A 26,336-nucleotide genomic window follows, 5' to 3' on the forward strand; every position below is an offset into this window, starting at 1 on the left:
GTCGCCGACGGCACCCGGTGCGTACCCGCCCCCGGCCTATGGAACGCAGCCGCCCTACGGCTCGGCGCCGGCATACGCCGCGCCCTCGTACACGCCGTACCCGGCGCCGCCGAAGACGAACGCGCTGGCGATCGTCTCGCTCGTGTCGTCCCTGGTCGCCTTCGTGTTCCTCCCGCTCATCGGCTCGCTCGCCGGCATCATCACCGGGCACATCTCCCTCCGGCAACTCAAGACGAGCGGCGAGAACGGCCGCGGCTTGGCCCTCGCCGGCACCATCGTCGGCTGGGCTGGCCTCGCGCTCGCGATCATCGGAGGCGTCCTGCTGGTCGTGTGGTTCGTCTGGATCTTCAGCCTGGCCGACGGCGCCGGCTACTACGAGTACTCGTCCTGATGCGAGAGTCTCCCCGGAGGGGGAGATTTGGCATCCTTCGTCGGTCGTCAGCGACCCAGGCAGCTGATGCGAAAGATCCAAGGGAGGATTCTCCGCGTCATCCGGAGGGATCATCGAGCGGGGGCCGCCGGCCAGATCTTCACGGTGCTCCGGCGTAGGCTGGGAGCACCGTGAAGAAGTCCGTTCCTCCGCAGTCAGCCACATCGCTGCCGCGCGCCCCGCGCGACGACGCCGGCGCGCGGTTCGCCAAGTACATGACCATGATGGGTATCCGCATCGGATGCTTCGTCGCCATGGTTCTGGTCACCCCGTACGGCTGGTACACGTGGCTGTTCGGAGTGGGTGCGGTCTTCCTCCCCTACGTGGCGGTGATCGTCGCCAACGTCGGCCAGGACACCCGCGGGACCGACGCCGTGAGCCCCGAGCGCATGATCGAGCGGCCCGCACCGCCCCCGAGCGCGCCCGTGGCCGACGCCACGCCCGGTCCGTTCGTCATCCGTGTGGACGAGACGCCCCCGCGGGAACCGGACGCATGAGCAGCGCGACCTGTTCGCGAGCCGGATGCCACGATGCCGCACGCTGGCGGATCGATTGGCGCAACCCCCGGATCCACGGCGTGGACCGTCGGAAGACCTGGGTCGCGTGCGACGCGCACGTCGACTACCTGCGCGGCTTCCTCGCGTCCCGCGCCTTCCCGGTCCAGGTCGCAGAGCTGACGGATGCGGAGCCCACCGCATGAACCTCAAGACCGCCTCGCCCGCGGTGCGCTGGACCGTCTACGTGCTCGTCGCCGTGGCCTTCGCGATCGCCTGCGTCTTCCTCTCGCAGTGGCAGTTCTCGAGGAACGACGCCCGCACCGCCCAGCTCGAGCTGGTCGAGCGCAACTTCGACGCCGCTCCGATCGCGCTCGACGAGGTCGTCGATCCGACCGGCGGATTCGATCCCGCGCTCGAGTGGCACCCGGTCGTCGTCACGGGCGCGTACCTGACCGACGCCCAGTTGGTCGTGCGCAACAGACCGCACGGGGGCACCTCCGCGTTCGAGGTGCTCGTGCCCTTCCGCGCCGACGACGGCCGCATCCTCGTCGTCGACCGGGGGTGGATCCCTCCCGCGGAGTCGGGCGAGGGTACCGCCGCCATCCCCGCTCCTCCCGACGGCGAGGTCACGATCGTGGTGCGCCTGCGCCCCAGCGAGGCCCTGCCGACGTCGGGACGGAGCGCGCCGGCGGGCCAGGTCCCCACCATCCATCTGCCGCTCATCGCGGAGACGACCGGGGCGGAGACCATCACCGACGCCTACGGGGTGCTGGCGTCGGAGGATCCCGCGGCCGCCGAGACACCCTTCCCGCTCGACGCGCCCTCCGAGGACCCCGGTCCCCACCTGTCGTACGCGATCCAGTGGATCCTGTTCGCGATCATGGGTTTCGTCTTCATCGGATACATCATCCGCACGGAGCTGCGCTATCGCAGAGAGGACGCCGAGGAGCACGAAGGCTCCGCGGAGCAGGGGCCTCCGTCCGCCGGCGTCGCGCCGTCCCCCGCCCCGCCGGCCGGACCGGTGCGCCGACGCCCGCTGTTCGAACGCCGCCCCGACCGCGACATGGCCGACGAGGACGCCCTTCTCGATCACGCCGAACGCTGAACGGTCGGTTGGGACCGCGCGTCAGCGGCCTGGGTCGCTGACGACCGACGAAGGAAGCGAAGTCTCCCCGCACCGGGGAGACTTTCGGGTCAGGCGAGAGTGATCAGGTCCGCGTAGTCGCGACCCCAGATGTCCTCGACGCCGTCGGGCAGGATCAGAACCCGTTCCGGGTTGAGCGCCTCCACAGCCCCCTCGTCGTGCGAGACGAGCACGACGGCGCCCTCGTAGTGCGCGAGCGCGCCGAGGATCTCCTCGCGGGACGCCGGGTCGAGGTTGTTCGTCGGCTCGTCGAGGAGCAACATGTTGGCGCTCGAGACGACGAGCGTCGCCAGCGACAGACGCGTCTTCTCCCCGCCGGAGAGCACGCCCGCCGGCTTCAGCACGTCGTCGCCGGTGAACAGGAACGACCCCAGCACCTTCCGCGCCTCCGTGGCGTTGATGTCCGGCGCCGCCGACATCATGTTCTCGAGCACCGAGCGGCTCACATCCAGATTCTCGTGCTCCTGGGCGTAGTAGCCGATCTTGAGCCCGTGTCCGGGCTCGATGACGCCGGTGTCCGCCTTGTCGACGCCGGCGAGCATGCGTAGCAGCGTCGTCTTCCCGGCACCGTTGAGCCCGAGCACGACCACCCGTGACCCGCGGTCGATCGCGAGGTCCACATCCGTGAAGATCTCGAGGGAGCCGTAGGACTTCGACAGTCCGCGGGCCATGAGCGGTGTCTTGCCGCACGGTGCGGGCTTCGGGAACCGGAGCTTCGCGACCCGGTCCTCCTGTCGCACGTCGTCGAGTCCGGACAGCATCTTCTCGGCGCGCGCGACCATCTGGTGCGCGGCGGCGGCCTTGGACGCTTTCGCTCCGAACCGCGCGGCCTGCATCTGCAGCGCCGTCGCCTTCTTCTCGACGTTGGCCCGCTCCTTCTTACGACGCTCCTCGTCCGCCACCCGCTGCCGCTGGTAGTTCTTCCAGTTCATGTTGTAGATGTCGATGACCTGACGCGTCGCATCGAGGTAGAACACGCGGTTCACGGTCTCGCCGACGAGCTCGACGTCATGGCTGATGACGATGAGGCCGCCCTTGTAGTTCTTCAAGAACTCCCGCAGCCAGATCACGCTGTCGGCGTCGAGGTGGTTGGTCGGTTCGTCGAGGATCATGGTGTCGGCGTCCGAGAACAGGATGCGGGCGAGCTCGATGCGGCGACGCTGACCACCCGACAACGTCTTGAGCGGCTGATCCAGGATGCGGTCGGGCAGCGACAGGTTGTGCGCGATCGATGCCGCCTCCGCCTCTGCCGAGTAACCGCCGAGCGCTTCGAACCGTTCGGTCAGCGCCCCGTACCGGCGCATCGCCTTCTCCGCGACCGCGGCGTCCTCATCCGCCATCGCGTGCGAGGCCTCGTGCATGCCGAGGGCCAGCGTTCCGAGACCGCGGGCATCGAGGACGCGGGTGCGCGCGAGCATCTCGGGATCCCCGGCGCGGGGGTCCTGGGGCAGATAGCCGAGCTCGCCGCTGCGATCCACCGATCCCCCGGCCGGCAGTATGTCCCCCGCCAGCACCTTCGTCAGCGTGGTCTTGCCCGCCCCGTTGCGACCGACGAGCCCGATCTTGTCGCCGCGGCTGACGCGGAAGTCGACGCCGGACATGAGCACACGGGCGCCCACGCGGATCTCGAGATCGTGCACGGCGAGCACAGGGGACGTCCGTTCCTTCGGGGTGGATGGTGGCCGAGGGGCCAGAACGATTCTACGGGCACGGCCGGGCCGCGCTCCCCCGGCGGCAGGGCTGCCCGCAGCGACTCGGCGGGAGATCAGTCGAAGTAGAGGTCGTGATGCAGCCGGCAGCCCGGATTGAACGCGGCCTCGCAGCGCGGGCACGCCTCCACCGCGAGGTACTCCGCAACGGTCAGCTCGTGTGCGCACACGCCGCACAGCACGGCATGCGCGTCGCGTTCGTGAGCGGGCCACCGCCGGGGCGCATGGTCTGCGATGGCCTCGTGGCAGGCGAAACAGGGGACGTAGCGGTGGCAGCAGATGAACCGGATCGCGATCACATCCCGGTCTCCGTGGTAGTGGACGCAACGGGTCTGCTCGTCCACGAGCAGGCCGTGCACGCGCACGGCGCCGACGACGATGTCGCTCCCCGCCTGCTGCTGTGCGTCGGTCATCTCAGTCGATCCCCCGGGCGGACAGCGCGTCGGCGACCTCGTCCGCGTGGCGGAGAGACATCACCAGCAGGGGCACCACGAAACGCAAGCCGAGGCGTGCCCCCCGGGCGTGCTGCGCCTCGCGCACCCGGCGCGCGAAATCGGTGACGACCGGGACCATGCTGATCGTCATTGAGACCGTCAACGCCACCCGCTCCGGGTCGACGCCCAAGCGACGAAACGGCCCGAGCGCGCGCACGAGCACGTCCAGCAGGTCCGCCGACCGCGTGGTCAGCGTCATGAGCGCCGCCAACAGGACGATCGCGAGCACGCGAACCGTGTTCACGAGCGCCTCCGTGGGGGTGAGGAACAGCACCTGACTCACCGCGAGGAACAGGATGATCCAGCGCGCCATCCACACTTGACCCACCAGTACCCGTGGGAACAGCCCGGCCACCGCGTACCCGGCCACGACCGTCAGCAGCACGGCGCCGGCGCTCACCACGTCGTGCGGGTAGAGCGAGACGGCGAGGACCAGCACGACCATCGCGGCCAGCTTCACCCCGGCGGGCAGCCGATGCAGGATGCTCCGTCCCGGCACGTAGAGCGCGATCACGCCTGCTGCCGCCGATAGCGTTCTACGACCGCTCCCGGCTCGTCGACGGCGGTGAGTCGGCCCGCGTCGAACAGCAGGGCGATCTCGCACCGACGTGCCAGGTCGAGGTCGTGCGTCACGATGATCGTCTGCGCGGCGAGCCTGTCCACCAGCAGATCCGAGATGCGCCGCGCGTTGCCGAGGTCGAGCAGGGTCGTCGGCTCGTCGGCCACGACCAGCTGCGGCTCGCGCACGAGCACCGCCGCCAGCGCCAGCAACTGCTTCTGCCCACCGGAGAGGCTGTACGCCGGCGCATCGGCGTGCCCCGACAGGCCGTACTCGCCCAGCACGGCCGAGACTCGTTCGGCGATCGCGGCACGGGAGAGACCGAGTCCACGCAGCGACAGGGAGACGTCCTCCACCACGGTGGGCATGAGGATCTGCGCGTCCGGGTGGGTGAAGACGAATCCCACGCGATCGCGCACCGCCCGGCGGTCCCGGGCGACGTCGATCCCGTGCACGACGACGCGCCCACGGCTGGGAGCCACGAGGCCGTTCAGCAGCCGCGCGAACGTCGACTTCCCCGAGCCGTTCGCGCCGATCACGGCGATCCGACGTTGGTCCAGCCGCACCGACACGTCGTGGAGCACGCGGCGTCCGTTCAGCTGGACCTCGACGTCGTCGATCTCGATCGAGGTCGAGAGTCCGGATCCCGCCCCGCGTCCTGCACCGCTCTCCCGCTCAGTCCGTCCGGTCACTCGCGGCCTCGCGATCGGGGTGCGGCTCCACGGCGGGAGCGGGTGAGTCCTCCAGCGCGAACGCCGGCGGGTAGGCGCGCCACAGCGTCACGGTCAGCACGGTGGCGACCGCCACCTTGATCAGGTCCCCCGGCAGGAAGGCGAGGCTCGTGAACAGGGACTCGGGGATCGACAGCCCGGTGACGGCGGACTGCACCGGGATGCCGAAGAAGTAGATCGCCAGGATCCCGCCGACGAGCCCGCCCACGGCGACCCGCCACCACACGATCCGGCGCGCACCGCGGTGGACGATCAGCCCGACGACGTACGCGCCCGCGATCCACCCGATGAGGTAGCCGCCGGTCGCCCCGGCGAAGACGCCGGCGCCGCCATGCCCGCCCGACAGCAGCGGAAGGCCGATGAAGACGAGCAGCAGCAGCACTCCCACCGCCGCGGCTCCTCGCTTGGGCCCGAGCACCGCTCCGGCGAGGACCACCCCGAGCGTCTGGGCCGTGATCGGCACCAGCCCCGGCACCGGGATCGGCCCGATCAGCCCTAGGGCGGCGATGATCGCCGCGAACACCGCGATGCGGGCGATGTCACGGGTGTCGAAACGGTCGCTGGCCACCATGGCTGCCTCTCCTCGCCGCCGCCTGGGGAACACGGCACATGAACATCGTTCAGGTGAACGGCGTTCAGTATAGTGGCGGAGTGACGACCGCACGCAACCCGCGTCCCGCCCGACACGACCGGGACAGCGTCGTCGACGCTGCGATGACGATCCTCGACGAGCACGGGCTCGCCGATCTGACCATGCGGCGGCTCGCCACTGAGCTGGAGGTGCAGCCCAGCGCCCTCTACTGGCATTTCGAGAACAAGCAGTCGCTGCTCGCCGCCGTCGCCGACCGGATCGTCGGCGCGGCGCTGACTCCTCCGCCGTCCGAGGGCGATTGGCGCCTCGCCGCGTCCCAGGCGGCGAGCCGGATCCACGACGCCCTCCTGACCTACCGCGACGGGGCGGAGGTCGTGCTCAGCACGCACGCGCTCGGACTGGGCTCCGACGCTGCGCGTCGGCTTCTGGCCGACGCGCTCGCCCGTGGCCACGAGCCCGCGGTCGCCGCGACCGCCGCGACCGCCGTGCTCCACTTCGTGCTCGGCCATACCTCGCTCGTGCAGCAGCGGATGCAGGCCGACAGCGTCGGGGCGGCGGCGCCCGGTGTCGGCCTCGACGAGCAGCTCGCCGGTCCCGACCGGGTGTTCGACGTCGGGATCGAGCTTCTGCTCGGCGGTCTCGCCGAACTGCAGCGGAGCCGTCCGGCCTCACCCGCGAGACTGCAACGGAGCGCCGAGACAGCGGGGTAACACCACAGCCTCGGCGCCCACGTGCAGTCTCGCGGTCCGAAAGGGCAGGGTCAGCCCTGCGCGGCCGCGGTCGCGTCGGCGAGCTGAGCGACGAGGGTCGGCAGGATCCACGGCAGCGCCAGCGGCGTCGGCGTGAGCGCAGACGTCTCCTCAGCGCCGACGATCGATGCCACGGCTCCCGCCTTGACGGCCGGGATCAGCTGCCCGGTATCCGAGGACACGAAGCTGTCCACGACGTCCTGCGACTCGGCCTGCGTGAGGATCACGTCGGCGTCGATCGCGTCGAGGTTCTCGGCGCTCAGGGTGACGTAGAACGACCCGTCGCCCGGATCCAGCGCGGTGATCGAGTCGGGGGTCACGAAGCCGAGGCCCTCGAGGATCTGCACCCGCGGGTCGGCCGCCGTGTACGCGTAGTAGCTGCCGTCGGTCGAGGGTCCGAGGAACGCGATCGAGGTTCCCGCGAACTCCGGGTGCGCCTCGGCGGCCTCGGCGATCTCCGCCTTCATGCCCGTGACGAGATCCGCCGCCTCCTCGGTCTGGCCCAGTGCCTCGCCGACGAGCGCGATCGTCTCCTCCCAGGTGGTGTCCCAGGCGACGCGCGGATAGGCGACCACCGGCACGCCTGCCGCGGTCACCGTGTCGAACTCCTCCTGCGTGAGCCCGGAGTACGGGGCCAGCAGCACGTCCGGCTCGGTCTCCAGCAGCTCCTCGACGGACAGCTCGTACGTCGACTGGTCGAGGATGGTGGGGGCCTCGCCGCCGAGCTCCTCGATCTTGTCCGCGTTCCACGGGTTCACGAGGTCGTCGCCGCCGGAGTAATCGTCGGAGCCGATCGCGATGGGCACGATGCCGAGCGCGAGCACGGCGTCGGTCGCGCCCCAGCCCCAGGTGGCGACACGGGTCGGTTCCGACTCGATGACCGCGTCCCCCAGCGCACTGGTGATGGTGACGGGGAACGCACCGGAACCGGAGCCGCCGGTGGCCTCTCCCGTGCTGTCTGCACCGCCGGCGCAGCCGGCGAGCAAGCCCGCGAGAGCGAGTGCGCCGACGACTGCGGGGACGGGCCTGTTCTTTCGGATCATGTGATCTTCCTTTCTCGATGGACGAGTGATTCGACCCCGGCCTCCGCGCCGACGGCGCGAGGGACGGGGACGACGAGGGGCGTGGCGGTGAGCGGATCCGGGATGACCAGCGCTTCCAGCCCGAACGCCTCGGCCACGATCCGGCTCGTGAGCACATCGGTGGGCAGGCCATGGGCGACCACCCGACCCTCGCTCATCACGATGAGGTCGTCGGCGTAGCGGGCTGCCAGGTTGAGATCGTGGAGCACCGCCACGACCGTCGTGCCCGAGCGACGGTTGAGGTCGCGGAGCAGATCGAGCACCTCGATCTGATGGCTGAGATCCAGGAAGGTCGTCGGCTCGTCGAGCAGCAGGATGCGGGGATCCTGGGCGAGCGCCATCGCGATCCAGACCCGCTGCCGCTGACCACCGGACAGATCGCCCATCGGGCGTTCCGCCAGCGAGGCGACGTCGGCGCGGGCCATGGCGTCATCGACCCGCGCGCTGTCCTCGGCGCTCCAGCGCTGGAACACCCCCCGGTGGGGGTGCCGCCCGCGGGCGACGAGCTCCGCGACCGGCGTCCCCTCCGGGGCGAGCGGATGCTGCGGCAGGAGGCCGACGGTGCGCGCGAACCGCCGGCGGGGCACGGAGTGGATGTCGACGCCGTCGAGCTCGACACGGCCGCCGAGCGGCTTGTGCAGACGAGCGAGGGTGCCCAGCAGCGTCGACTTTCCGCAGGCGTTCGCGCCGATGACGATCGTGATGCGTTCCGGCGCGATCTCGAGATCGAGCGACTCGATGACGCGACGGCCGGGATACCCGGCGGCGAGGCCGTGGACGGTCAGGCGCGGAGTGGTGACGGTCACAGTCGATCCCGTCCTTTCGAGGTCGCGAGCAGCCAGAGGAGGAAGACGGCGCCGATGCCGCCCGTGACGATGCCGGCGGGAACCCGCACGGGGAAGGCGAACTGTGCGGTCAGGTCGGCCGCGATCATCAGCGCCGCGCCGACCGCCGCGCTCGTGCCGACCGCCGCGGAGCCACGACCCTGCAACGAGCGGGCGATGGCGGGGGCGCAGAGGGCGACGAACGAGATCGGGCCGACGAACGCGCAGGTCGTCGCGGTCAGCAGCACCGCCACGAGCACGGCCGCCCAGCGCACACGGGACCCCTCGACGCCGAGGCCCGTCGCCGTGGGCGAGCCCAGCTGCGTGATCGGCAGCTGACGGACCACACCCAGCAGGGCCGGCAGCAGCAGCACGGCGACCGCAGCCACCGTCGCGACCTGCCACCAGGGTGTCGCGGAGAAGCTGCCGGTCAGCCACACCAGCGCGGACTGCGCCTTGTTCAGGTCGGTGCGCACCATGACGAACGACGTGAGCGAGGTCGTCAGGAAGGCGACGCCGATGCCCGCCAGGATCAGCCGGTAGCGGCCTCCGCTGCGCGCCCCCGCCGTCAGCAGGAGCGCTGCCACCAGCATGCCGCCCACGAAGGCACCGACGGCCAGCAGCGGCCCGGTCACCCCGAGCACGAGGATGAGCACGACGGCGACGAAGCTGGCGCCCCCGCTGATCCCCAGCAGATCGGGGCTGGCGAGCGGGTTTCGCAGGATCGATTGCAACAGGGCGCCCGCCACCGCGAGGGCGGCGCCGACCAGCACCGTCATCACCACGCGCGGCAGTCGCACCTGGTAGATCACGTAGTCCTCGCGCGTGCTGCCGCCCCCGGTGAGCGTACGGACGATATCGGAGGGCGACAGGGGATACTCGCCCAGGGCGAGCCCGAGCAGCACGAGCGCCACGAGCACCACCAGCACGCTCGACACGACGATCGCGCGGCGGCGGCGGGATCGCGCGCGCACCCGCTCGACCCCGGATGCGATCGGGGCGACGGTCGCCGTGCCCTGGACGCCCGTCACAGCGTCACCTGCCGCTGTCGGAGCACGAGCGCCACGAGCACGGGCGCCCCGATCATCGCCACCACGACACCCGCCTGCACCTCGCCGGGAGGCGCGATGAGACGCCCGACCACGTCGGCGACCAGCAGCACGGCGGCGCCGACGAAGACGCCGACCGTCAGCAGTCGCGGGTACGCGTCGCCGATCAGAGCGCGCAGTGCATGCGGGATCATCAGCCCGAGGAAGACGATCGGTCCGGCGATCGCCGTGGCCCCGCCGCACAGCAGGACCGCGGCGACGATGCCGACGATCCGGGTGCGTTCGACGTTGTGCCCGAGACCCCGGGCGGTGTCCTCGCCGAGCGCGATCAGGTCGAGGCCGCGGCCTCCGGCCAGGGCCAGCACCCCGCCGACCGCGATGGGCGCGATCACCATCCACACGGTGTCCAGGTCTCGCCCGGTGAGCGAGCCGACGGACCAGTAGCGGTAGGCGTCCAGCGCGGCGTCGTCGGTGACGAGCACGAACCAGGTCACCGCCGTGAGTCCCGCGGTGACCGCTGCGCCCGTGAGCGCGAGCTTCGCCGGATTGGCGCCGTCGGCACCGGCCGAGCCGATGAGGGCCACCAGCACGGCCGCAAGGGCGGCCCCGACGAACGCGAACCAGACGAACGAGGAGCTCTGCGTCAGCCCCAGCACGGACACCGCGAGCATGACGCCGAGAGCTGCGCCCGCGTTCACGCCCAGCAGGCCCGGGTCGGCGAACGGGTTGCGGGTCAGTCCCTGCATGACCGTGCCCGCCAGCGCCAATGCCGCCCCCGCCACCAGGCCGATGATCGTGCGGGGCACGCGCTGGGTCAGCACGACCACGTGATCGTTGTCGGTCGGATCCGGACGCAGGAGCGCGTCCAGCACCACGGAGGGATCGACGGCGCGCGCGCCGACGGTCAGGCTCAGCGCGACGGCGAGCAGCAGGAGGAGGATCGCTCCCCCCACGGCCAACGGGAAGACGGCACGACGGCGAACCCCGCGGCGGACGACAGCGCTCACTCCGTGCGCTCGGACTGGCCCGCGCGCCAATAGCCCATGAACGCGACCCGCTTGCGGTCCACTCCGTGGCCCTGGACGAGCAGACGGCGCAGCGTCTTCACGGTCTGCGACTCCCCCGCGATCCACGCGTAGAACTCGCCCTCCGTGTCGAGGGGGCTGTCCCACAGAAGGTCCACGTCGACGTCGATCTCGTCCAGTTGCTGCGGCCGGGCTGCCGCGGCACGCGCCAGGACATCGGCCGAGCCCGCGGCCCAGTCCGTCACCGCGGCGATCAGCGTCTCGCCGTGCGACCGGTCGTCGCGTGCGAGCCATGTCACGCGCGCATCGGAGAGGACGGGCAACGCGTCGGTGCCCGTGGGCACCTCTACGAACGCGTCGACGGTGAACCCGGGCCCGAGCGACTCGACGATGGCGCAGATGGCGGGAGCGGCGGTCTCGTCGCCGGCGAGGAGAAGACGCCGGGCGGTGCCCGGGTGCCAGTCGATGCCGGCACGGGAGTCCGCGCTGCGCTGATCCGGGCCCACGATGACCACCTCTTCGCCCTCGGCGGCCGCCGCGGCCCACGCTCCGGCGGGCCCCGGCTCGTGGTGCAGGACGAAGTCGATGTCGAGCTCGAGCAGCTCGGGGGCCGCCCGGCGCACGGTGTAGGTGCGAAACGGCGTCCGCGCGTCGACGGGCAGCTCCCGCCACCGCGTGTACCAGTTCGCCTCGGCGATCGCTTCCGGGTCGGTCTGTCCCACATCGCAGACGGTCCCGTCGGCACCGGGGAAGATCACCTTCAGACGCTGATCGAGCCCGGCCGTTCCGAGGAAGGCGAAATCGGGGCAGGTGAAGGTGATGCGCGCGAAATGCGGGCTCAATCGCTCGACGCGCCGCACCGCCGCGACGTACGGACGGTAGGAGGGACGGGTGGCAAGGGGGGATGTCACTGCATAAGGGTAGCCTTACCATGTCCCGGAGGCAAAGCGGGAGTCGGGCGCGTCGTGGACGCACCGCTCACCCCGGAGCGCCCGCAGCTCACATCGCGAAGCCGAGGGCGCGCATCATGTCGCGCCCGTCGTCGGTGATCCGCTCGGGACCCCACGGCGGCATCCAGACCCAGTTGATCCGAAACCGCTCGACGACGGTGTCGAGCGCCTGCGCCGTCTGCTCCTCAAGCACGTCGGTGAGCGGGCAGCCGGCCGAGGTCAGGGTCATGTGGATCACGAGAGCATCGTTCTCGTCGTCCCAGGCGAGGTCGTAGATGAGACCGAGGTCGACGACGTTGATCCCGAGTTCCGGGTCCATGACGTCCTTCAGGGCCTCGGTGACCTCGTCGTACTTCTCGTTCGTGAGCGTCGCGGTCATGACGGGAGTCTACGCGTCGGCGTCGGCGACGGGCTCGAGGAAGCGATCGTAGCCTTCGCGTTCGAGGCGATCCGCGAGCTCGGGGCCACCCTCCTCCGCGACGCGACCCCGGACGAGCACGTGCACGAAGTCGGGCTTGATGTAGTTGAGGATGCGCGTGTAGTGCGTGATGAGGAGCACGCCGAGATCGGTCGCCTCCTTGGCGCGGTTCACGCCCTCGGAGACGATCTTCAGTGCGTCGACGTCGAGCCCGGAGTCGGTCTCGTCGAGCACCGCGATGCGCGGGCGGAGGAGCTCCAGCTGCAGGATCTCGTGCCGCTTCTTCTCGCCCCCGGAGAAGCCCTCGTTGACGTTGCGCTGGGCGAACTTGCCGTCCATGCGGAGGTTCTTCATCGCGGACGTGACGTCCTTGGTCCACGTGCGGATCGAGGGTGCCTCGCCGTCGATCGCCGTCTTGGCGGTGCGCAGGAAGTTGGTGACAGTGACACCGGGGATCTCCACCGGGTACTGCATGGCCAGGAACAAGCCCGCCCGAGCGCGCTCGTCGACCGTCATCTCCAGGACGTCCTCGCCGTCGAGCGTGATGGAACCCCCCGTCACCGTGTACTTGGGATGCCCGGCGATCGTGTAGGCCAGGGTCGACTTGCCCGACCCGTTCGGGCCCATGATGGCGTGCGTCTCACCGGTGCGGATGGTGAGGGTGACGCCGTTGAGGATGGGGGTGGTTCCCTCATCCGTCTCGACCGTCACGTGCAGGTCGCGGATCTCGAGAACAGACATGCGGACTTCCTTCTTCAGTTGACGACTTTGGTCACGGCGGGGTCGATGAGGATGTCGTCCCCGTCGATCGTGACCTCGAATACGGGCACCGGCTCGTAGGCCGGCAGGTTCAGCGGGTGGCCGGTGCGCAGCGAGAACGCCGATCCGTGCGCCCAGCACTCGAGCGTGTCGCCCTCGACGAACCCGTCGGACAGCGAGATGTCGCCGTGCGTGCAGACGTCGCCGATCGCATGCACCTCGCCGTCGCCGTCGAGCACGACCGCGATCGCGACACCGTCGATCTCGACGCGTCGCGCCGTGTCCTGCTCGAGCTCGCTGAGCGCACACACTCGGGTCGCCGTCATCGGGCGTCGCCCTGCTGCGCGAGCTCCGCCTCGATGCGGGCCATCAGAGGCTCCTCGAGGTCGGGGATGCCGATCTTCTGGACGATCTCCATCAGGAAGCCGAGCACGACCAGGCGCCTCGCCTCGTCCTCGGCGATGCCCCGAGCCTGCAGATAGAACAGCTGCTCGTCGTCGAAGCGTCCCGTTGCGCTGGCGTGACCGGCGCCGCGGATGTCTCCCGTCTCGATCTCGAGGTTCGGGATGGAGTCGGCGCGCGCGCCGTCGGTGAGCACGAGGTTGCGGTTCGCCTCGTAGGAGTCGGTGCCGGTCGCGTCCCTGCCGATCAGCACGTCCCCGACCCAGACCGAGTGCGCCGTGTCGCCCTGCAACGCGCCCTTGTAGAGCACGTCACCGCTGGTCTGCGGCCCCTTGTGGAAGAGGTACACCTGGCTCTCGAGGTGCTGGCCGGCATCCGCGAAGGAAAGGCCGTAGAGCTCCCCGTGGGAGCCCGCCCCGTCGAGCTCCACGCTCGGGTTCACCCGCACGACGCCGCCGCCGAAGCTGATGACGACGTGGCGGAGGCTCGCATCGCGAGCCACCCGCGCCTGGTGCGCGGCGAGGTGGACGGCGTCGTCGTCCCATTCCTGCAGGGTGACGACGGTCAGCGACGCGCCGTCGCGGACGACGATCTCCACGTCCTGCGCAAGCGAGGCGGAGCCCGCGTGACGCAGGATCACCGTGGCGCGCGAGTTCGGCTGCGCCTCGATCACCAGGTGGGAGTGCGCGCGCCCTCCGGAGCCGCGCACGTCCACGAACGACGGATCGTCGAGCTCGACGCCCGCGGGAACCGACAGATAGAGGGCCTCCACGCTACGCGACCAGGCGATCGCGGCGGGCAGGTCCTCGGGCACGAAGACCTCGCCTCGGGGCGCCTCGCCCGCGCGGAGCCCTGAGGCGGCGAGCGGGCCGCTGACGGCGATGCTGACCGCGCCCTCGTCGCCGGCGACGTCTTCGAAGAGCGTACGCACGCGCTCGAGCGGTGTGTACTTCCAGTTGACCTCGCGGCCGGTCGGCACACCGAATGCGGTGGGGTCGGTCGACCGGAAGCGCTCCGATCGGGTCTGCACGGGGACGAACGCCGCGGCAGGGTCGATGTGGCCCTCCGCGGTCGGGTCCGCGGGGGCCTGGGCGAGTGAGCTCATCAGGCGACAGGTCCGTTCGCCGAGAGATGACGGTTCATCCGACACTGCCTTCCATGCCCATCTCGATGAGCTTGTTGAGTTCGAGCGCGTATTCCATGGGCAGCTCACGAGCGATCGGCTCGATGAAGCCGCGCACGATCATCGCCATCGCCTCGTCCTCGGCCATGCCGCGGCTCATCAGGTAGAACAGCTGCTCCTCGCTGACCTTCGACACCGTCGCCTCGTGACCGAGCTGCACGTCGTCGACGCGGATGTCGATCGCGGGGTACGTGTCGGAGCGCGAGATCGTGTCGACCAGCAGCGCGTCGCAGCGCACCGTGTTGGCCGAGTGGTGCGCGTTCGCGTCGACGCGCACCTCGCCGCGGTAGCCCGCCCGTCCGCCACCGCGCGCGATCGACTTCGAGACGATCGAGGACTGCGTGTACGGCGCCATGTGGATCATCTTCGCGCCGGCGTCCTGGTGCTGTCCGGGCCCCGCGAAGGCTACCGACAGGGTCTCGCCCTTGGCGTGCTCGCCCACCAGGTAGATCGACGGGTACTTCATCGTCACCTTCGAGCCGATGTTGCCGTCGACCCATTCCATCGTGGCGCCCTCGTGCGCGACCGCACGCTTGGTCACGAGGTTGTAGACGTTGTTCGACCAGTTCTGGATCGTCGTGTAGCGCACCCGCGCGTTCTTCTTCACGATGATCTCCACGACGGCCGAGTGCAGCGAATCGCTCTTGTAGATCGGCGCGGTACAGCCCTCGATGTAGTGGACGTAGGAGCCCTCGTCCGCGATGATCAGCGTCCGCTCGAACTGTCCCATGTTCTCGGTGTTGATCCGGAAGTACGCCTGGAGCGGGATCTCGACGTGCACGCCCTTCGGGACGTAGACGAACGAGCCGCCCGACCACACGGCGGTGTTCAGCGCGGCGAATTTGTTGTCGCCCGCCGGGATGACGGTGCCGAAGTACTCCTGGAAGAACTCTGGATGCTCGCGCAGCGCCGTGTCGGTGTCCATGAAGATGACGCCCTGGGCCTCCAGGTCCTCCTGGATCTGGTGGTAGACGACCTCCGACTCGTACTGGGCGGCCACGCCGGAGACCAGACGGGAGCGCTCCGCCTCGGGGATGCCGAGCTTCTCGTACGTGTTGCGGATGTCCTCCGGGAGGTCCTCCCAGGACTGCGCCTGCTTCTCGGTCGAGCGCACGAAGTACTTGATGTTCTCGAAGTCGATGTCGCTGAGGTCCGCGCCCCACGTCGGCATCGGCTTGCGGCCGAAGAGCTGGTAGCCCTTCAGGCGCGTCTTCAGCATCCATTCGGGTTCGGCCTTGAGCGCCGAGATGTCGCGCACCACGGCCTCCGTGAGTCCGCGTCTCGCGCTCGCCCCGGCGGCGTCCGGGTCGTGCCACCCGAACTCGTAGACGCCGAGCCCTTCGAGCTCTGGTCGATCGATCAGCACATCCGACATGGTGTGTCACTCTCCTCGTTGGGCCCAACGGTGTCATCCGTGCCGGCATTCCGTATCCCTCGTCGGAGTTCGCGAGGGGGATTGCCGTTTCCGGCCCGATCAAAGGCGCAGGCATGCACCTAAACTGTCAGTGATGCGGAACGCGCAGGCGCCGCATCCCGGACCCTTCCGATTCTACAGGTTCCGCCTCCCCGCCGGGCGGCGTGAGCCGCGTCGCGCCCCGGATCGCGGCCATTCCCAGGAGGCGCGCAGCATGGCTGCCGAGACCCAGACCACCAGCACCCCCGGCGTCGCCGCGCGCTTCGCCGCGTGGCTCCCCGATCGCGTCGACCGCCGTGTCCGCATCTTCGCGTGGCTCTCGTTCGTCGCGGAGGTGCTGATCATCGCCACCGGCGGAGCAGTGCGGCTCACCGGCTCCGGGCTGGGCTGCCCGACCTGGCCCACCTGCACCGCGGACTCGCTCGTCAACACTCCCGAGATGGGCATCCACGGCGTCATCGAGTTCGGCAACCGCACGCTGACCGGTCTCGTCGGCATCCTCGCGGTGATCGTGGTCGTCCTCGTCTGGCGGATGCGGCGCGAACGCCGCGACCTGTTCGCGTTCGCCCTGGTCGTGCTGCTGGGCGTGGCCGCGCAGGCCGTCGTCGGCGGGATCACCGTGCTGACCGGGCTCAACCCCTTCATCGTGGGCTTCCACTACGTGGCCTCGCTCACGCTCGTCTGCGTCTGCGCGGCGTTCCTCGTGCGGATGGACGCGACGCCCGGCCCGCGCGTGCTCGCCGCGCCGCGCTGGTACGCGGCCACGACGCACACGACGACCCTCGTGCTCGCGCTGACGATCGTGGTCGGCGTGCTGACGACGGGCGCCGGCCCGCACTCGGGCGACGCGGACGCCGGACGCAACGGGTTCGATGCGGAGGTCCTCGAGCACCTGCACGCGTGGCCCGGGTACGCTCTGCTCGCCCTCACCCTGATGCTGACGACCGTCGCGTGGGCGCGCCGCCTGCCGGTGCGCGCGTGGATCACCGCGCTCCTCGGCGTCGAGATCGTGCAGATCCTCGTCGGTCTCTACCAGGCGCGCAACGGCCTGCCGGAGCTCGCGGTCGGCGTGCACATGGTGCTCGCCGCGCTCACCGCCGCGACCATGACGGTCGTCGTCCTGCGACTCAAGCGCACATCCACAGCGGACGCATAGGCCGCACATCGGTTCCGCTCCGACCGGACGGGCAGGGTGTCGGATGTCGCGGCAACCGTTGTCGTGCACCCGAGGAGTGACCGCACATGAACACACGTCCCCGCCTGACCCGCAGCATCCCGTACTGGGGCCTGGTCGTCGGATCGGCCGCGAGCGTCGGCTTCGGCGTCTGGCTGACGGTCGACACGCTGGGAACCATGACGGCCGGGCTGGACGACGGGACCGCGACGACCGCCCAGGTCTACGGCGGACAGTCGTGGATCGTCTTCGGCGCCGCCTTCGTCGCGGCGGGGCTCGTCGGGCTCGTCGCCGCCCTCGCTCTGGCCGCCGCCCGCTCGCTGGTCTCCCGCCCCGTCGAGGTGGTCGAGGCGATCTCCTGGCAGGAGGAGGAGCCGGACATCGAGGCCCTGGCCGACGAGCCGGCGGCCGCCGAGACCGCGACCGCGACCTCCGAGCCGGCGGACCTGCCCGAGGCAGAGGTCGAGCCCGCTCCCGCGACGCGCTGACTCGTCGCGTCCATCACGCGAGAAACCACGTCCGAACCGAGACTCCACGCATCGCGTGGCGTGTCGACGCGGATGTGGTTTCTCGTGGTGCCGGGACGGATCAGCGGGCCGGGTCGCTGACGACCGACGAAGGATGCGAGTCCCCCTCCGGGGAGGCTTGCTTCAGAACGGCAGCAGCGGATCGACCGCGATCGCGACGAACAGGAGCGTCAGGTAGGTGATGGATGCGTGGAACACGCGCATCGGACGCGGCTCGGTGCCACGCACCGCGCGGTTGTAGAGGCGGTGGGACTCGTAGACGAACCATCCGCCGAAGACGATCGCGGACGCCGAGTAGACCAGTCCCATCGAGGCGACCGGGATGAGCAGGAGAGAGCAGGCGACGGTCGCCCACGCGTACAGGATGACCTGGAGCCCGACCTGCGAGCCCGACCGGGTGGCGCCGAGCATCGGCACGTCGACCTCGTCGTACTGCGCCTTGTACTTCATCGACAGCGGCCAGTAGTGCGGCGGCGTCCACAGGAACACCAGGACGAACAGGATGGCGGCCGCCCACGAGAGCGAGCCCGTCACCGCAGACCAGCCGATCACGACCGGGAAGCAGCCGGCGATGCCGCCCCACACGATGTTCTGCTCGGTGCGGCGCTTGAGGATGATCGTGTAGATCACCACGTAGAAGAAGATCGCCGCCGCCGAGAGCGCCGCCGCGAGCCAGTTGGTCGTCAGCAGCAGCCACCCCGTCGAGGCGACGGCGAGAGTCCACGCGAAGATCAGCGCGCCGCGGGGCGACACCTCGCCCGTGACGAGCGGCCGGTTCTCGGTGCGCTGCATGTGCGCGTCGATGTCGCGATCGAGGTACATGTTGAAGGCCGCCGCCGAGCCAGCGCTCAGCGATCCGCCGATCACGGTCGCGAGGACGAGCCACAGATCGGGCAGACCACCGTGGGCGAGGATCATCACCGGGACCGTCGTCACCAGCAGCAGCTCGAGCACCCGGGGCTTGGTCAGCATGATGTAGGCGCGCACGGTGCGGCCGAGGGTCGGACGTACGGCCGATGCTCCGAGTGCCGCACTCGTCGTGATGTCCATCTGCCCCGCAATCGCCCCGCCGGAAGGTCCCTCCAGTCTATGCTGAAACCACACGCGCGCCTGGCGCCGGCTCCCTCCCCCGCACCGCGGTGGACCTCGGGCCGGAGCATGCCGGCGCACCCCCTCTTTCTGGAAAGGCGGTCCTGTGGCCGATTTGCGTTGGGATGAGATCGACGAGCGCGCCGTGGACACGGCCCGGATCCTCGCGGCTGACGCCGTGGAGAAGGTGGGCAATGGTCACCCCGGCACCGCGATGAGCCTGGCGCCGGCCGCGTACCTGCTGTATCAGCACGTGCTGCGCCACGACCCGGCGGACCCGCACTGGCTGGGTCGCGACCGCTTCATCCTGTCGGCCGGGCATTCGTCGCTGACGCAGTACGTGCAGCTCTACCTCGGCGGCTTCGGCCTGGAGCTCTCCGACCTCCAGGCGCTGCGCACCTGGGGCTCGCTGACCCCCGGCCACCCGGAGTACGGGCACACCAAGGGCGTCGAGATCACGACCGGCCCGCTCGGCCAGGGCCTCGCGTCCTCGGTCGGCTTCGCCTACGCCGCCCGCTACGAGCGCGGCCTCTTCGATCCCGAGGCGCCCGCGGGCACGTCCCCGTTCGACCACTTCGTCTACGTGATCGCCTCCGACGGCGATCTCGAGGAGGGGGTGACCAGCGAGGCGTCCTCGCTGGCCGGGCACCAGCAGCTGGGCAACCTCGTCGTCATCTACGATGCCAACCAGATCTCGATCGAGGACGACACGAACGTCGCCTTCACCGAGGACGTCGCGAAGCGCTACGACGCGTACGGCTGGCACGTGCAGACGGTCGACTGGAAGAAGACCGGCCAGTACGTCGAGGACGTCGCCGAGCTCCACGCGGCGATCGAGGCGGCCAAGGGCGAGACCGACAAGCCGTCGATCATCATCCTGAAGACGATCATCGGCTGGCCCTCCCCGGGAAAGCAGAACAGCGGGAAGATCCACGGCTCGGCGCTCGGCGCCGAGGAGCTCGCCGCGACCAAGAAGGTGCTCGGCTTCGACCCGGAGAAGCACTTCGACGTGGCGGAGGACGTGATCGCGCACACGCGCACGCTCGTCGAGCGCGGCGAGGCTGAGAAGGCCGCATGGCAGACCCGGTTCGAGGCGTGGGCCGCGGCCAACCCCGAACGCAGGGCCCTGCTCGACCGGCTTCTGGCGGGCGATCTCCCCGCCGACATCGGCGAGGCGCTGCCCGTCTTCGCCGCGGGGAAGGACGTCTCCACCCGCGCCGCGTCCGGCCAGGTGATCAACGCGCTGGCCGCGGAGCTCCCCGAGCTCTGGGGCGGGTCGGCCGACCTGGCCGAGTCGAACCTCACCACGATCAAGGACGCGAAGTCCTTCATCCCCGCCGAGTGGTCCACCCACGAGTGGAGTGGCTCGCCGTACGGTCGCGTGCTGCACTTCGGCATCCGCGAGCACGCGATGGGCTCGATCCTCAACGGCATCAAGCTGCACGGACCGACCCGTCCGTTCGGCGGCACGTTCCTGATCTTCAGCGACTACATGCGTCCGCCGGTGCGACTGGCCGCGCTGATGAACATCCCGACGATCTTCGTCTGGACGCACGACTCCGTCGCCCTCGGCGAGGACGGCCCGACGCACCAGCCGATCGAGCAGATCGCCACGTTGCGCGCCATCCCGGGCTTCACGCTGGCCCGTCCGGCCGACGCGAATGAGACCGCCGCCGTCTGGCTCGAGATCCTGCGCCGTCAGGACGGCCCGACGGGCATCGCGCTGACGCGCCAGAACATCCCGGTGTTCGAGCGCGGCACGGGCGCCGCATCCGGTGACGAGTTCGCCTCGGCCGACCTCGCCGCCAAGGGCGCCTACGTCCTCGCCGAGGCGCCGGGCGGCACACCGGACGTCATCCTCATCGGCACCGGCTCCGAGGTGCAGCTGGCGGTCGCCGCCCGCGAGACGCTCGCCGCCGAGGGCGTGAACGCCCGCGTCGTGTCGGCGCCGTCGCTCGAGTGGTTCGCCGAGCAGGACGAGGCGTACCGCGAGAGCGTCCTCCCCGCCGCCGTCACCGCGCGAGTGTCGGTCGAGGCCGGCATCGCGCTGCCGTGGCGAGGCATCGTCGGCGACCGCGGGCGTTCCGTGTCGATCGAGCACTTCGGCGCGTCGGCCGATTACAAGACCCTCTTCCAGAAGTTCGGCATCACCGCCGAGGCCGTCGTCGCCGCGGCGCGCGAGACGATCAAGGAGAACAACGCATGAGCACCCCCACCGAACAGCTGTCCGCCGCCGGCGTCAGCATCTGGCTCGACGATCTGTCCCGCGAGCGCATCACGACCGGCAACCTGGCGGCGCTGATCACCGACCGCAACATCTCCGGCGTGACCACCAACCCGACGATCTTCGCCGGCGCCCTCGCCAAGGGCGAGGCGTACGCCGAGCAGGTCGCGACCCTCGCCGCCGCCGGCGCGAGCGTCGACACCGCGATCTTCGAGATCACGACCGACGACGTGCAGGCGGCATCCGACATCTTCCGCCCCGTCTACGACGCCACCGGCGGAGTGGACGGCCGCGTGTCGATCGAGGTCTCCCCCGACCTCGCCCACGACACGGCGGCGACGGTCGCGCAGGCGAAGGAGCTGTGGGCGAAGGTCGATCGCCCCAACGCGCTCATCAAGATCCCGGCGACGAAGGCGGGGCTGCCCGCCATCACCGAGGTGGTCGGCGCAGGCATCTCGGTCAACGTCACCCTGATCTTCAGCCTCGAACGCTATGCGGCCGTCATCGACGCGTACCTCGCCGGCGTCGAGAAGGCGCGCGACGCCGGTCACGACGTCTCGACGATCCAGTCGGTGGCCTCGTTCTTCGTCTCGCGCGTGGACACCGAGGTCGACAACCGTCTGAAGGCCATCGGCACGGACGCCGCCACCGCGCTGCTCGCGCAGGCCGGTGTCGCGAACGCGCGTCTGGCCTACGAGCTGTTCGAGCGCGAGTTCGCCACCGACCGCGCCAAGGCCCTCATCGAGGGCGGCGCGACCGTGCAGCGACCGCTGTGGGCCTCGACCGGAGTGAAGGACCCGGCGCTGCCCGACACGCTCTACGTCACGGAGCTCGTCGCGGCGGGCACCGTCAACACGATGCCAGAGAAGACGCTCGAGGCGACCTTCGACCATGGCGAGATCGCCGGTGACACCATCACGGGCAACTACGACGCGGCGCACGAGGTGTTCGACCGCCTCGCCGCGGTCGGCGTCGACGTCGACGACGTGACCCAGGTGCTCGAGGACGAGGGCGTCGAGAAGTTCATCGTGTCCTGGCACGAGCTGCAGGGCACCGTCGCGGAGGCCCTGAAGGCAGCCCGATGAGCGCGCGCAAATGCGCAGATCGCCCGAAGGGGGCGATCCGATGAGCACGCGGTACGCGTCCCGCGCGCATCAGCGCGCAGATCGCCCGAAGGGGGCGATCCGATGAGCTTCGACATCCGTGTGAGCGGGCACGTCCGCGACGTGGTCGACGAGACGCTTCCCGGACTGGTCGAGAGCCTCGTGGCCTCCGGCATCACGGCGGGCGACGGCGACCTCTGGGGTCCCGCGGCCGCCGCCGATGCCGCCGTGCGTCTCGGGTGGGTGCAGGCCGTCTCGGTCTCGCGCCCCCTGGTGAGTGAGATCGAGACGTTGCGCGACGTGCTGCGCGCGGACGGGGTCACCCGGATCGTGCTGGCCGGCATGGGCGGATCGTCGCTGGCCCCCGAGGTCATCGCCCGGACCGCCGGCGTGCCGCTGGTGATCCTCGACTCCACGGCTCCCGAGCAGGTGCTCGCAGCGATCGACGGCGACGCCGAGTCGGGTGGTCTCGCCCAGACCGCGCTCGTCGTGTCATCGAAGTCCGGGTCGACCGTCGAGACCGACTCGGCCAAGCGCGCGTTCGAGGCGGCATATCACGACATCGGGATCGACCCGGCGTCACGCATCGTCGTCGTCACCGACCCCGGCTCGCCGCTCGAGGCGTCCGCGCACGCCGACGGCTACGCGGTCTTCACCGCGGACCCCACGGTCGGCGGACGCTATTCCGCCCTGACCGCGTTCGGCCTCGTGCCGACCGGGCTCGCCGGTGTCGATCTGACCGAGCTGCTGGACGAGGCCGAGGCCACCCTGCTCGAGGTGGCGATCGACGATCCGCGCAACCCCGCCCTCGTGCTCGCCGCGGCCATCGTCGGGGGCTCGCCCCGACGCGACAAGCTCGGCCTCATCACCGACGGCACGCACATCGTCGGTCTGCCGGACTGGATCGAGCAGCTCGTCGCGGAGTCGACCGGCAAGAACGGCACCGGCATCCTTCCGGTCGTGCTGCTGCCGGTCTCGCCGGAGGTCGAGCGCGTCCCCGCCGACCTCCAGCTCGTGCGGCTCGTCGACGACGTCCATCACGCCCACCTGTTCGAGCGCCACCGCGACGAGGTGCTGATCAGCGGATCGCTCGGCGCGCAGTTCGTCGTCTGGGAGTACGCCACCGCGATCGCGGGCCGCCTCCTCGGGATCAACCCGTTCGATCAGCCCGATGTCGAGTCCGCGAAGACCGCGACGCGCGGCCTGCTGGAGGCCCGGCCCGAGGCGCCCTCCGCCGCCTTCGCCCGCGACGGCATAGAGGTGCGCGTCTCCGACCCCGAGCTGGCCGCATCCGGCACCCTGCGGGGCGTCCTCGACGCGCTGTGGGCACGCCTGCCCGCGCAGGGATACGTGTCGATCCAGGCCTACGTGGACCGGCACGGACTTGCGCCGCTGCAGGGGATCCGCGAGCTGGTGGCCGCCGACTCGAGTCGGCCGACCACATTCGGATGGGGACCGCGGTTCCTGCACTCGACCGGCCAATACCACAAGGGAGGCCCCGCCCACGGCGTGTACCTGCAGATCCTGCAGCGCGGCGACGTCGACGTGGAGATCCCCGGTCGTCCCTTCACCTTCGGTGAGCTTCTCGAGGCACAGGCAGCGGGCGACGCCGCGGTCCTGGCCGGCCTCGGCCGCCCGGTCGTGACCCTCACGCTCACCGATCCGCAGGCCGACGTCCTCGCGCTCTTCGAAGCCGCTCAATAGGAGACACTCACCCGATGACTGCCGAGATCTCGCGCACGCACAATCCGCTGCGCGATCCCGACGACCGGCGCCTGAACCGCATCGCGGGTCCGAGCGCGCTGGTCATCTTCGGCGTGACAGGGGACCTGTCGCGCAAGAAGCTCATGCCCGCCGTCTACGACCTCGCCAACCGCGGTCTGCTCCCCCCCGGCTTCGGCCTGGTGGGCTTCGCGCGCCGGGACTGGGCGGACGAGGACTTCGCGCAGGTCGTCTACGAGGCGGTGAAGCAGCACGCGCGCACCGAGTTCCGCGAGGAGACGTGGGCACAGCTGCTCCAGGGCATCCGCTTCGTGCAGGGAGAGTTCGACGATCTGGACGCCTTCCGACGGCTCCGGGAGACGGTCGAGAAGCTGGACGTGGAACGCGGGACGATGGGCAATCACGCCTACTACCTCTCGATCCCGCCGAAGGACTTCCCGATCGTCGCGCAGCAGCTGAAGGCGTCGGGCCTCGTCGACGACACCGCCGACGCCCCGGACCGCTGGCGCCGCGTCGTCATCGAGAAGCCCTTCGGCCACGACCTCGAGTCGGCGCGAGCGCTCAACGACGCCCTGCGCACCGCGTTCCCGACCGACTCGATCTTCCGGATCGATCACTACCTCGGCAAGGAGACGGTCCAGAACATCCTGGCGCTGCGCTTCGCGAACGAGCTGTACGAGCCGATCTGGAACCGAAACTACGTGGACCACGTGCAGATCACGATGGCCGAGGACATCGGCGTCGGCGGTCGCGCCGGATACTACGACGGGATCGGCGCGGCCCGCGACGTCATCCAGAACCACCTGCTGCAGCTGCTGGCGCTCACCGCGATGGAAGAGCCCATCAGCTTCGACGCGACGCAGCTGCGCGCGGAGAAGGAGAAGGTGCTCGCCGCGGTGACGCTTCCCGAGGACCTGCACCATGCCACCGCCCGTGGTCAGTACGCGGGGGGATGGCAGGGCGGCGAGAAGGTGCTCGGCTTCCTCGAGGAGGACGGCATGGACCCGGACTCGACCACCGAGACCTACGCCGCCGTGAAGCTCGAGATCAACACGCGCCGCTGGTCGGAGGTGCCGTTCTATCTGCGCACCGGAAAGCGCCTCGGGCGTCGGGTGACCGAGATCGCGGTCGTCTTCAAGCGCTCGCCGGAGCTGCTGTTCGGTCGGAGCGCGACCTCCGGCCTCGGCCAGAACGCGCTCGTGATCCGCGTGCAGCCGGACGAGGGCGTGACCATCCGCTTCGGCTCCAAGGTGCCCGGCGCCGACACGCAGGTGCGCGATGTGACGATGGACTTCGGCTACGGGCACGCTTTCACCGAGGCGAGCCCTGAGGCCTACGAGCGCCTCATCCTCGATGTGCTCCTGGGCGACCCGCCCCTCTTCCCGCGCCACGAGGAGGTCGAGCTCAGTTGGAAGATCCTCGATCCGATCGAGAAGTTCTGGGAGGAGCAGGGCGGACCGCTCGAACAGTACTCCCCCGGTTCGTGGGGTCCGCGCTCGGCAGACGAGCTGCTGGCCCGCGATGGACGCACCTGGAGGCGCCCGTGATCGTCGACCTGCCCGACACCACCGTCAGCAAGATCTCGCGGGCACTCATCGACGTGCGCGAAGAGGGCGGCGCGGTCGCCCTCGGCCGCGTGCTGACCCTCATCATCGTGAGCCACCAAGGGGTGGACGAAGAGGCGATCGAGGCCGCGAACGACGCCTCGCGCGAGCATCCCATGCGTGTGATCGTGCTCATGGAGAAGGACCCGGACAGTGATCCACGCCTCGACGCGCAGATCCGCGTCGGCGGCGACGCCGGGGCGAGCGAGGTCGTGCTGCTGCACGCTTACGGCGCCGCCGGATCGAACTCGGAGAGCCTCGTGACGGGTCTTCTCCTGCCGGACGCGCCGGTGGTCGCCTGGTGGCCCGCCGACACCCCACCCGTGCCGTCGCAGTCCGCGATCGGCAGGATCGCGCAGCGCCGGATCACGGATGCGGGCACGCAGACCGACCCGCACGCCTGGGTGCGCGCGCTCGGAAGCCACTACTCCCCCGGCGACACCGACCTCGCGTGGACACGTCTGACACGATGGCGCGAGCAGCTCGCCGCTGTGCTCGATCAGCCGCCGTACGAGCAGGTCACCGCCGCCGAGGTCCTGGGTGCGTCCGACTCCCCGTCGACGCCGCTGCTGGCCGCATGGCTCTCCCTGCAGCTGAAGATCGACGTGTCCTGGCGCTACCTCGACGCCGTCGAGTGGGAGCACGGCATCAAGTCCGTGCGTCTCGTCCGCGCCGGCGGCGACATCCTTCTGGAGCGTCCCTCGGCGGCGATCGCGGTGCTCACCCAGTCCGGTCAGCCGAGCCACGAGCTCGCCTTCCCGCGACGTTCTCTGCGGGAGTGCCTGGCGGAGGAGCTGCGCCGTCTCGATCCCGACGTGCTGTACGGTCGGGTCGTGACCGATGGGTGCGACCTGATCGAACCCGCCACCTCCGAGGAGTGAG

28 protein-coding genes are annotated in these 26,336 nt (G+C 70.2%); 12 read left to right on the forward strand and 16 right to left on the reverse strand.

The window, feature by feature from the left end; all coding sequences use genetic code 11:
* From GVL03_RS09820 to GVL03_RS09835, 4 genes are all read left to right on the forward strand, one after another.
* A partial coding sequence (locus tag GVL03_RS09820) for a DUF4190 domain-containing protein (protein ID WP_200847132.1) occupies positions 1-391 on the forward strand: 391 nt, incomplete at its 5' end.
* Positions 392-561: 170 nt separating this feature from the next.
* Positions 562-927: a DUF3099 domain-containing protein gene (locus tag GVL03_RS09825; protein ID WP_159500817.1), complete on the forward strand. Its 366-nt coding sequence runs from the start codon at positions 562-564 to the stop codon at positions 925-927.
* On the forward strand, positions 924-1,130 hold the full coding sequence (locus tag GVL03_RS09830) for a hypothetical protein (protein WP_159500818.1): 207 nt from the start codon (positions 924-926) through the stop codon (positions 1,128-1,130). Before GVL03_RS09825 ends, GVL03_RS09830 begins: the two co-directional genes overlap by 4 nt.
* The gene (locus tag GVL03_RS09835; RefSeq protein WP_159500819.1) at positions 1,127-2,032 is read left to right on the forward strand and encodes an SURF1 family protein; all 906 of its coding nucleotides are present in this window, start codon (positions 1,127-1,129) and stop codon (positions 2,030-2,032) included. Before GVL03_RS09830 ends, GVL03_RS09835 begins: the two co-directional genes overlap by 4 nt.
* An 89-nt stretch (positions 2,033-2,121) precedes the next feature.
* On the opposite strand, the gene GVL03_RS09840 is transcribed toward GVL03_RS09835, so the two are convergent.
* The 5 genes from GVL03_RS09840 to GVL03_RS09860 form a co-directional block, all read right to left on the reverse strand.
* Positions 2,122-3,720 carry an ABC-F family ATP-binding cassette domain-containing protein gene (locus GVL03_RS09840; RefSeq protein WP_159500820.1) on the reverse strand — a complete coding sequence of 533 codons (1,599 nt, stop codon included), beginning with the start codon at positions 3,718-3,720 and terminating at the stop codon, positions 2,122-2,124.
* A gap of 116 nt (positions 3,721-3,836) precedes the next feature.
* Complete coding sequence (locus tag GVL03_RS09845; RefSeq protein WP_159500821.1) at positions 3,837-4,193, reverse strand: CHY zinc finger protein; 357 nt, start codon at positions 4,191-4,193, stop codon at positions 3,837-3,839.
* Position 4,194: 1 nt separating this feature from the next.
* Positions 4,195-4,788 (reverse strand): energy-coupling factor transporter transmembrane protein EcfT, encoded by a 594-nt coding sequence (locus tag GVL03_RS09850; RefSeq protein ID WP_159500822.1) that lies wholly within the window; start codon positions 4,786-4,788, stop codon positions 4,195-4,197.
* Positions 4,785-5,525 carry an energy-coupling factor ABC transporter ATP-binding protein gene (locus tag GVL03_RS09855; RefSeq protein ID WP_306770328.1) on the reverse strand — a complete coding sequence of 247 codons (741 nt, stop codon included), beginning with the start codon at positions 5,523-5,525 and terminating at the stop codon, positions 4,785-4,787. The genes GVL03_RS09850 and GVL03_RS09855 overlap by 4 nt, the downstream gene beginning before the upstream one ends.
* Entirely contained in the window at positions 5,509-6,135 is a 627-nt protein-coding gene (locus GVL03_RS09860) for a biotin transporter BioY (protein WP_159500823.1), read from the reverse strand. The genes GVL03_RS09855 and GVL03_RS09860 overlap by 17 nt, the downstream gene beginning before the upstream one ends.
* Before the next feature lie 80 nt (positions 6,136-6,215).
* Between GVL03_RS09860 and GVL03_RS09865 the strand changes: the two genes are divergently transcribed.
* Positions 6,216-6,866, forward strand: a complete 651-nt coding sequence (locus GVL03_RS09865) for a TetR family transcriptional regulator (protein WP_235038106.1) — start codon at positions 6,216-6,218, stop codon at positions 6,864-6,866.
* Positions 6,867-6,916: 50 nt separating this feature from the next.
* On the opposite strand, the gene GVL03_RS09870 is transcribed toward GVL03_RS09865, so the two are convergent.
* From GVL03_RS09870 to sufB, 10 genes are all read right to left on the reverse strand, one after another.
* A complete protein-coding gene (locus GVL03_RS09870; RefSeq protein WP_159500825.1) occupies positions 6,917-7,948 on the reverse strand; it encodes an ABC transporter substrate-binding protein in 1,032 nt (343 codons plus the stop codon).
* A complete protein-coding gene (locus GVL03_RS09875; RefSeq protein ID WP_159500826.1) occupies positions 7,945-8,793 on the reverse strand; it encodes an ABC transporter ATP-binding protein in 849 nt (282 codons plus the stop codon). Before GVL03_RS09875 ends, GVL03_RS09870 begins: the two co-directional genes overlap by 4 nt.
* On the reverse strand, positions 8,790-9,842 hold the full coding sequence (locus GVL03_RS09880) for an iron chelate uptake ABC transporter family permease subunit (RefSeq protein ID WP_235038107.1): 1,053 nt from the start codon (positions 9,840-9,842) through the stop codon (positions 8,790-8,792). Before GVL03_RS09880 ends, GVL03_RS09875 begins: the two co-directional genes overlap by 4 nt.
* The gene (locus tag GVL03_RS09885; RefSeq protein WP_200847133.1) at positions 9,839-10,867 is read right to left on the reverse strand and encodes an iron ABC transporter permease; all 1,029 of its coding nucleotides are present in this window, start codon (positions 10,865-10,867) and stop codon (positions 9,839-9,841) included. The genes GVL03_RS09880 and GVL03_RS09885 overlap by 4 nt, the downstream gene beginning before the upstream one ends.
* Positions 10,864-11,796 carry a siderophore-interacting protein gene (locus GVL03_RS09890; RefSeq protein WP_159500827.1) on the reverse strand — a complete coding sequence of 311 codons (933 nt, stop codon included), beginning with the start codon at positions 11,794-11,796 and terminating at the stop codon, positions 10,864-10,866. The genes GVL03_RS09885 and GVL03_RS09890 overlap by 4 nt, the downstream gene beginning before the upstream one ends.
* Positions 11,797-11,884: 88 nt before the next feature.
* Positions 11,885-12,214 (reverse strand): metal-sulfur cluster assembly factor, encoded by a 330-nt coding sequence (locus GVL03_RS09895; RefSeq protein WP_159500828.1) that lies wholly within the window; start codon positions 12,212-12,214, stop codon positions 11,885-11,887.
* 9 nt (positions 12,215-12,223) lie between these two features.
* Positions 12,224-12,994, reverse strand: a complete 771-nt coding sequence (sufC, locus tag GVL03_RS09900; RefSeq protein WP_159500829.1) for a Fe-S cluster assembly ATPase SufC — start codon at positions 12,992-12,994, stop codon at positions 12,224-12,226.
* A 14-nt stretch (positions 12,995-13,008) separates the two neighbouring features.
* A complete protein-coding gene (locus GVL03_RS09905) occupies positions 13,009-13,338 on the reverse strand; it encodes a non-heme iron oxygenase ferredoxin subunit (protein ID WP_159500830.1) in 330 nt (109 codons plus the stop codon).
* Complete coding sequence (gene sufD, locus GVL03_RS09910; RefSeq protein WP_159500831.1) at positions 13,335-14,519, reverse strand: Fe-S cluster assembly protein SufD; 1,185 nt, start codon at positions 14,517-14,519, stop codon at positions 13,335-13,337. The genes GVL03_RS09905 and sufD overlap by 4 nt, the downstream gene beginning before the upstream one ends.
* Positions 14,520-14,553: 34 nt before the next feature.
* On the reverse strand, positions 14,554-15,972 hold the full coding sequence (sufB, locus tag GVL03_RS09915) for a Fe-S cluster assembly protein SufB (RefSeq protein WP_159500832.1): 1,419 nt from the start codon (positions 15,970-15,972) through the stop codon (positions 14,554-14,556).
* 253 nt (positions 15,973-16,225) lie between these two features.
* Between sufB and GVL03_RS09920 the strand changes: the two genes are divergently transcribed.
* Together GVL03_RS09920 and GVL03_RS09925 are read left to right on the forward strand one after the other, a co-directional pair.
* Entirely contained in the window at positions 16,226-17,167 is a 942-nt protein-coding gene (locus tag GVL03_RS09920; RefSeq protein ID WP_159500833.1) for a heme A synthase, read from the forward strand.
* Positions 17,168-17,253: 86 nt separating this feature from the next.
* Positions 17,254-17,673, forward strand: a complete 420-nt coding sequence (locus tag GVL03_RS09925) for a hypothetical protein (protein ID WP_159500834.1) — start codon at positions 17,254-17,256, stop codon at positions 17,671-17,673.
* A gap of 162 nt (positions 17,674-17,835) precedes the next feature.
* On the opposite strand, the gene GVL03_RS09930 is transcribed toward GVL03_RS09925, so the two are convergent.
* Positions 17,836-18,762, reverse strand: coding sequence for a heme o synthase (locus GVL03_RS09930; RefSeq protein WP_159500835.1), 927 nt, complete (start codon positions 18,760-18,762; stop codon positions 17,836-17,838).
* 145 nt (positions 18,763-18,907) lie between these two features.
* Between GVL03_RS09930 and tkt the strand changes: the two genes are divergently transcribed.
* From tkt to GVL03_RS09955, 5 genes are all read left to right on the forward strand, one after another.
* Complete coding sequence (gene tkt / locus GVL03_RS09935) at positions 18,908-21,007, forward strand: transketolase (protein ID WP_159500836.1); 2,100 nt, start codon at positions 18,908-18,910, stop codon at positions 21,005-21,007.
* The gene (gene tal, locus GVL03_RS09940) at positions 21,004-22,110 is read left to right on the forward strand and encodes a transaldolase (RefSeq protein ID WP_159500837.1); all 1,107 of its coding nucleotides are present in this window, start codon (positions 21,004-21,006) and stop codon (positions 22,108-22,110) included. The genes tkt and tal overlap by 4 nt, the downstream gene beginning before the upstream one ends.
* Positions 22,111-22,212: 102 nt before the next feature.
* Positions 22,213-23,832, forward strand: a complete 1,620-nt coding sequence (locus GVL03_RS09945) for a glucose-6-phosphate isomerase (RefSeq protein ID WP_159500838.1) — start codon at positions 22,213-22,215, stop codon at positions 23,830-23,832.
* A 14-nt stretch (positions 23,833-23,846) separates the two neighbouring features.
* Entirely contained in the window at positions 23,847-25,397 is a 1,551-nt protein-coding gene (zwf, locus tag GVL03_RS09950; RefSeq protein WP_159500839.1) for a glucose-6-phosphate dehydrogenase, read from the forward strand.
* Positions 25,394-26,335: a glucose-6-phosphate dehydrogenase assembly protein OpcA gene (locus tag GVL03_RS09955; RefSeq protein WP_159500840.1), complete on the forward strand. Its 942-nt coding sequence runs from the start codon at positions 25,394-25,396 to the stop codon at positions 26,333-26,335. The genes zwf and GVL03_RS09955 overlap by 4 nt, the downstream gene beginning before the upstream one ends.
* Position 26,336: the final 1 nt, after the last annotated feature.

Origin of the sequence: Microbacterium sp. 18062, from assembly GCF_902706225.1 — a bacterium.
Lineage (GTDB): Bacteria > Actinomycetota > Actinomycetes > Actinomycetales > Microbacteriaceae > Microbacterium.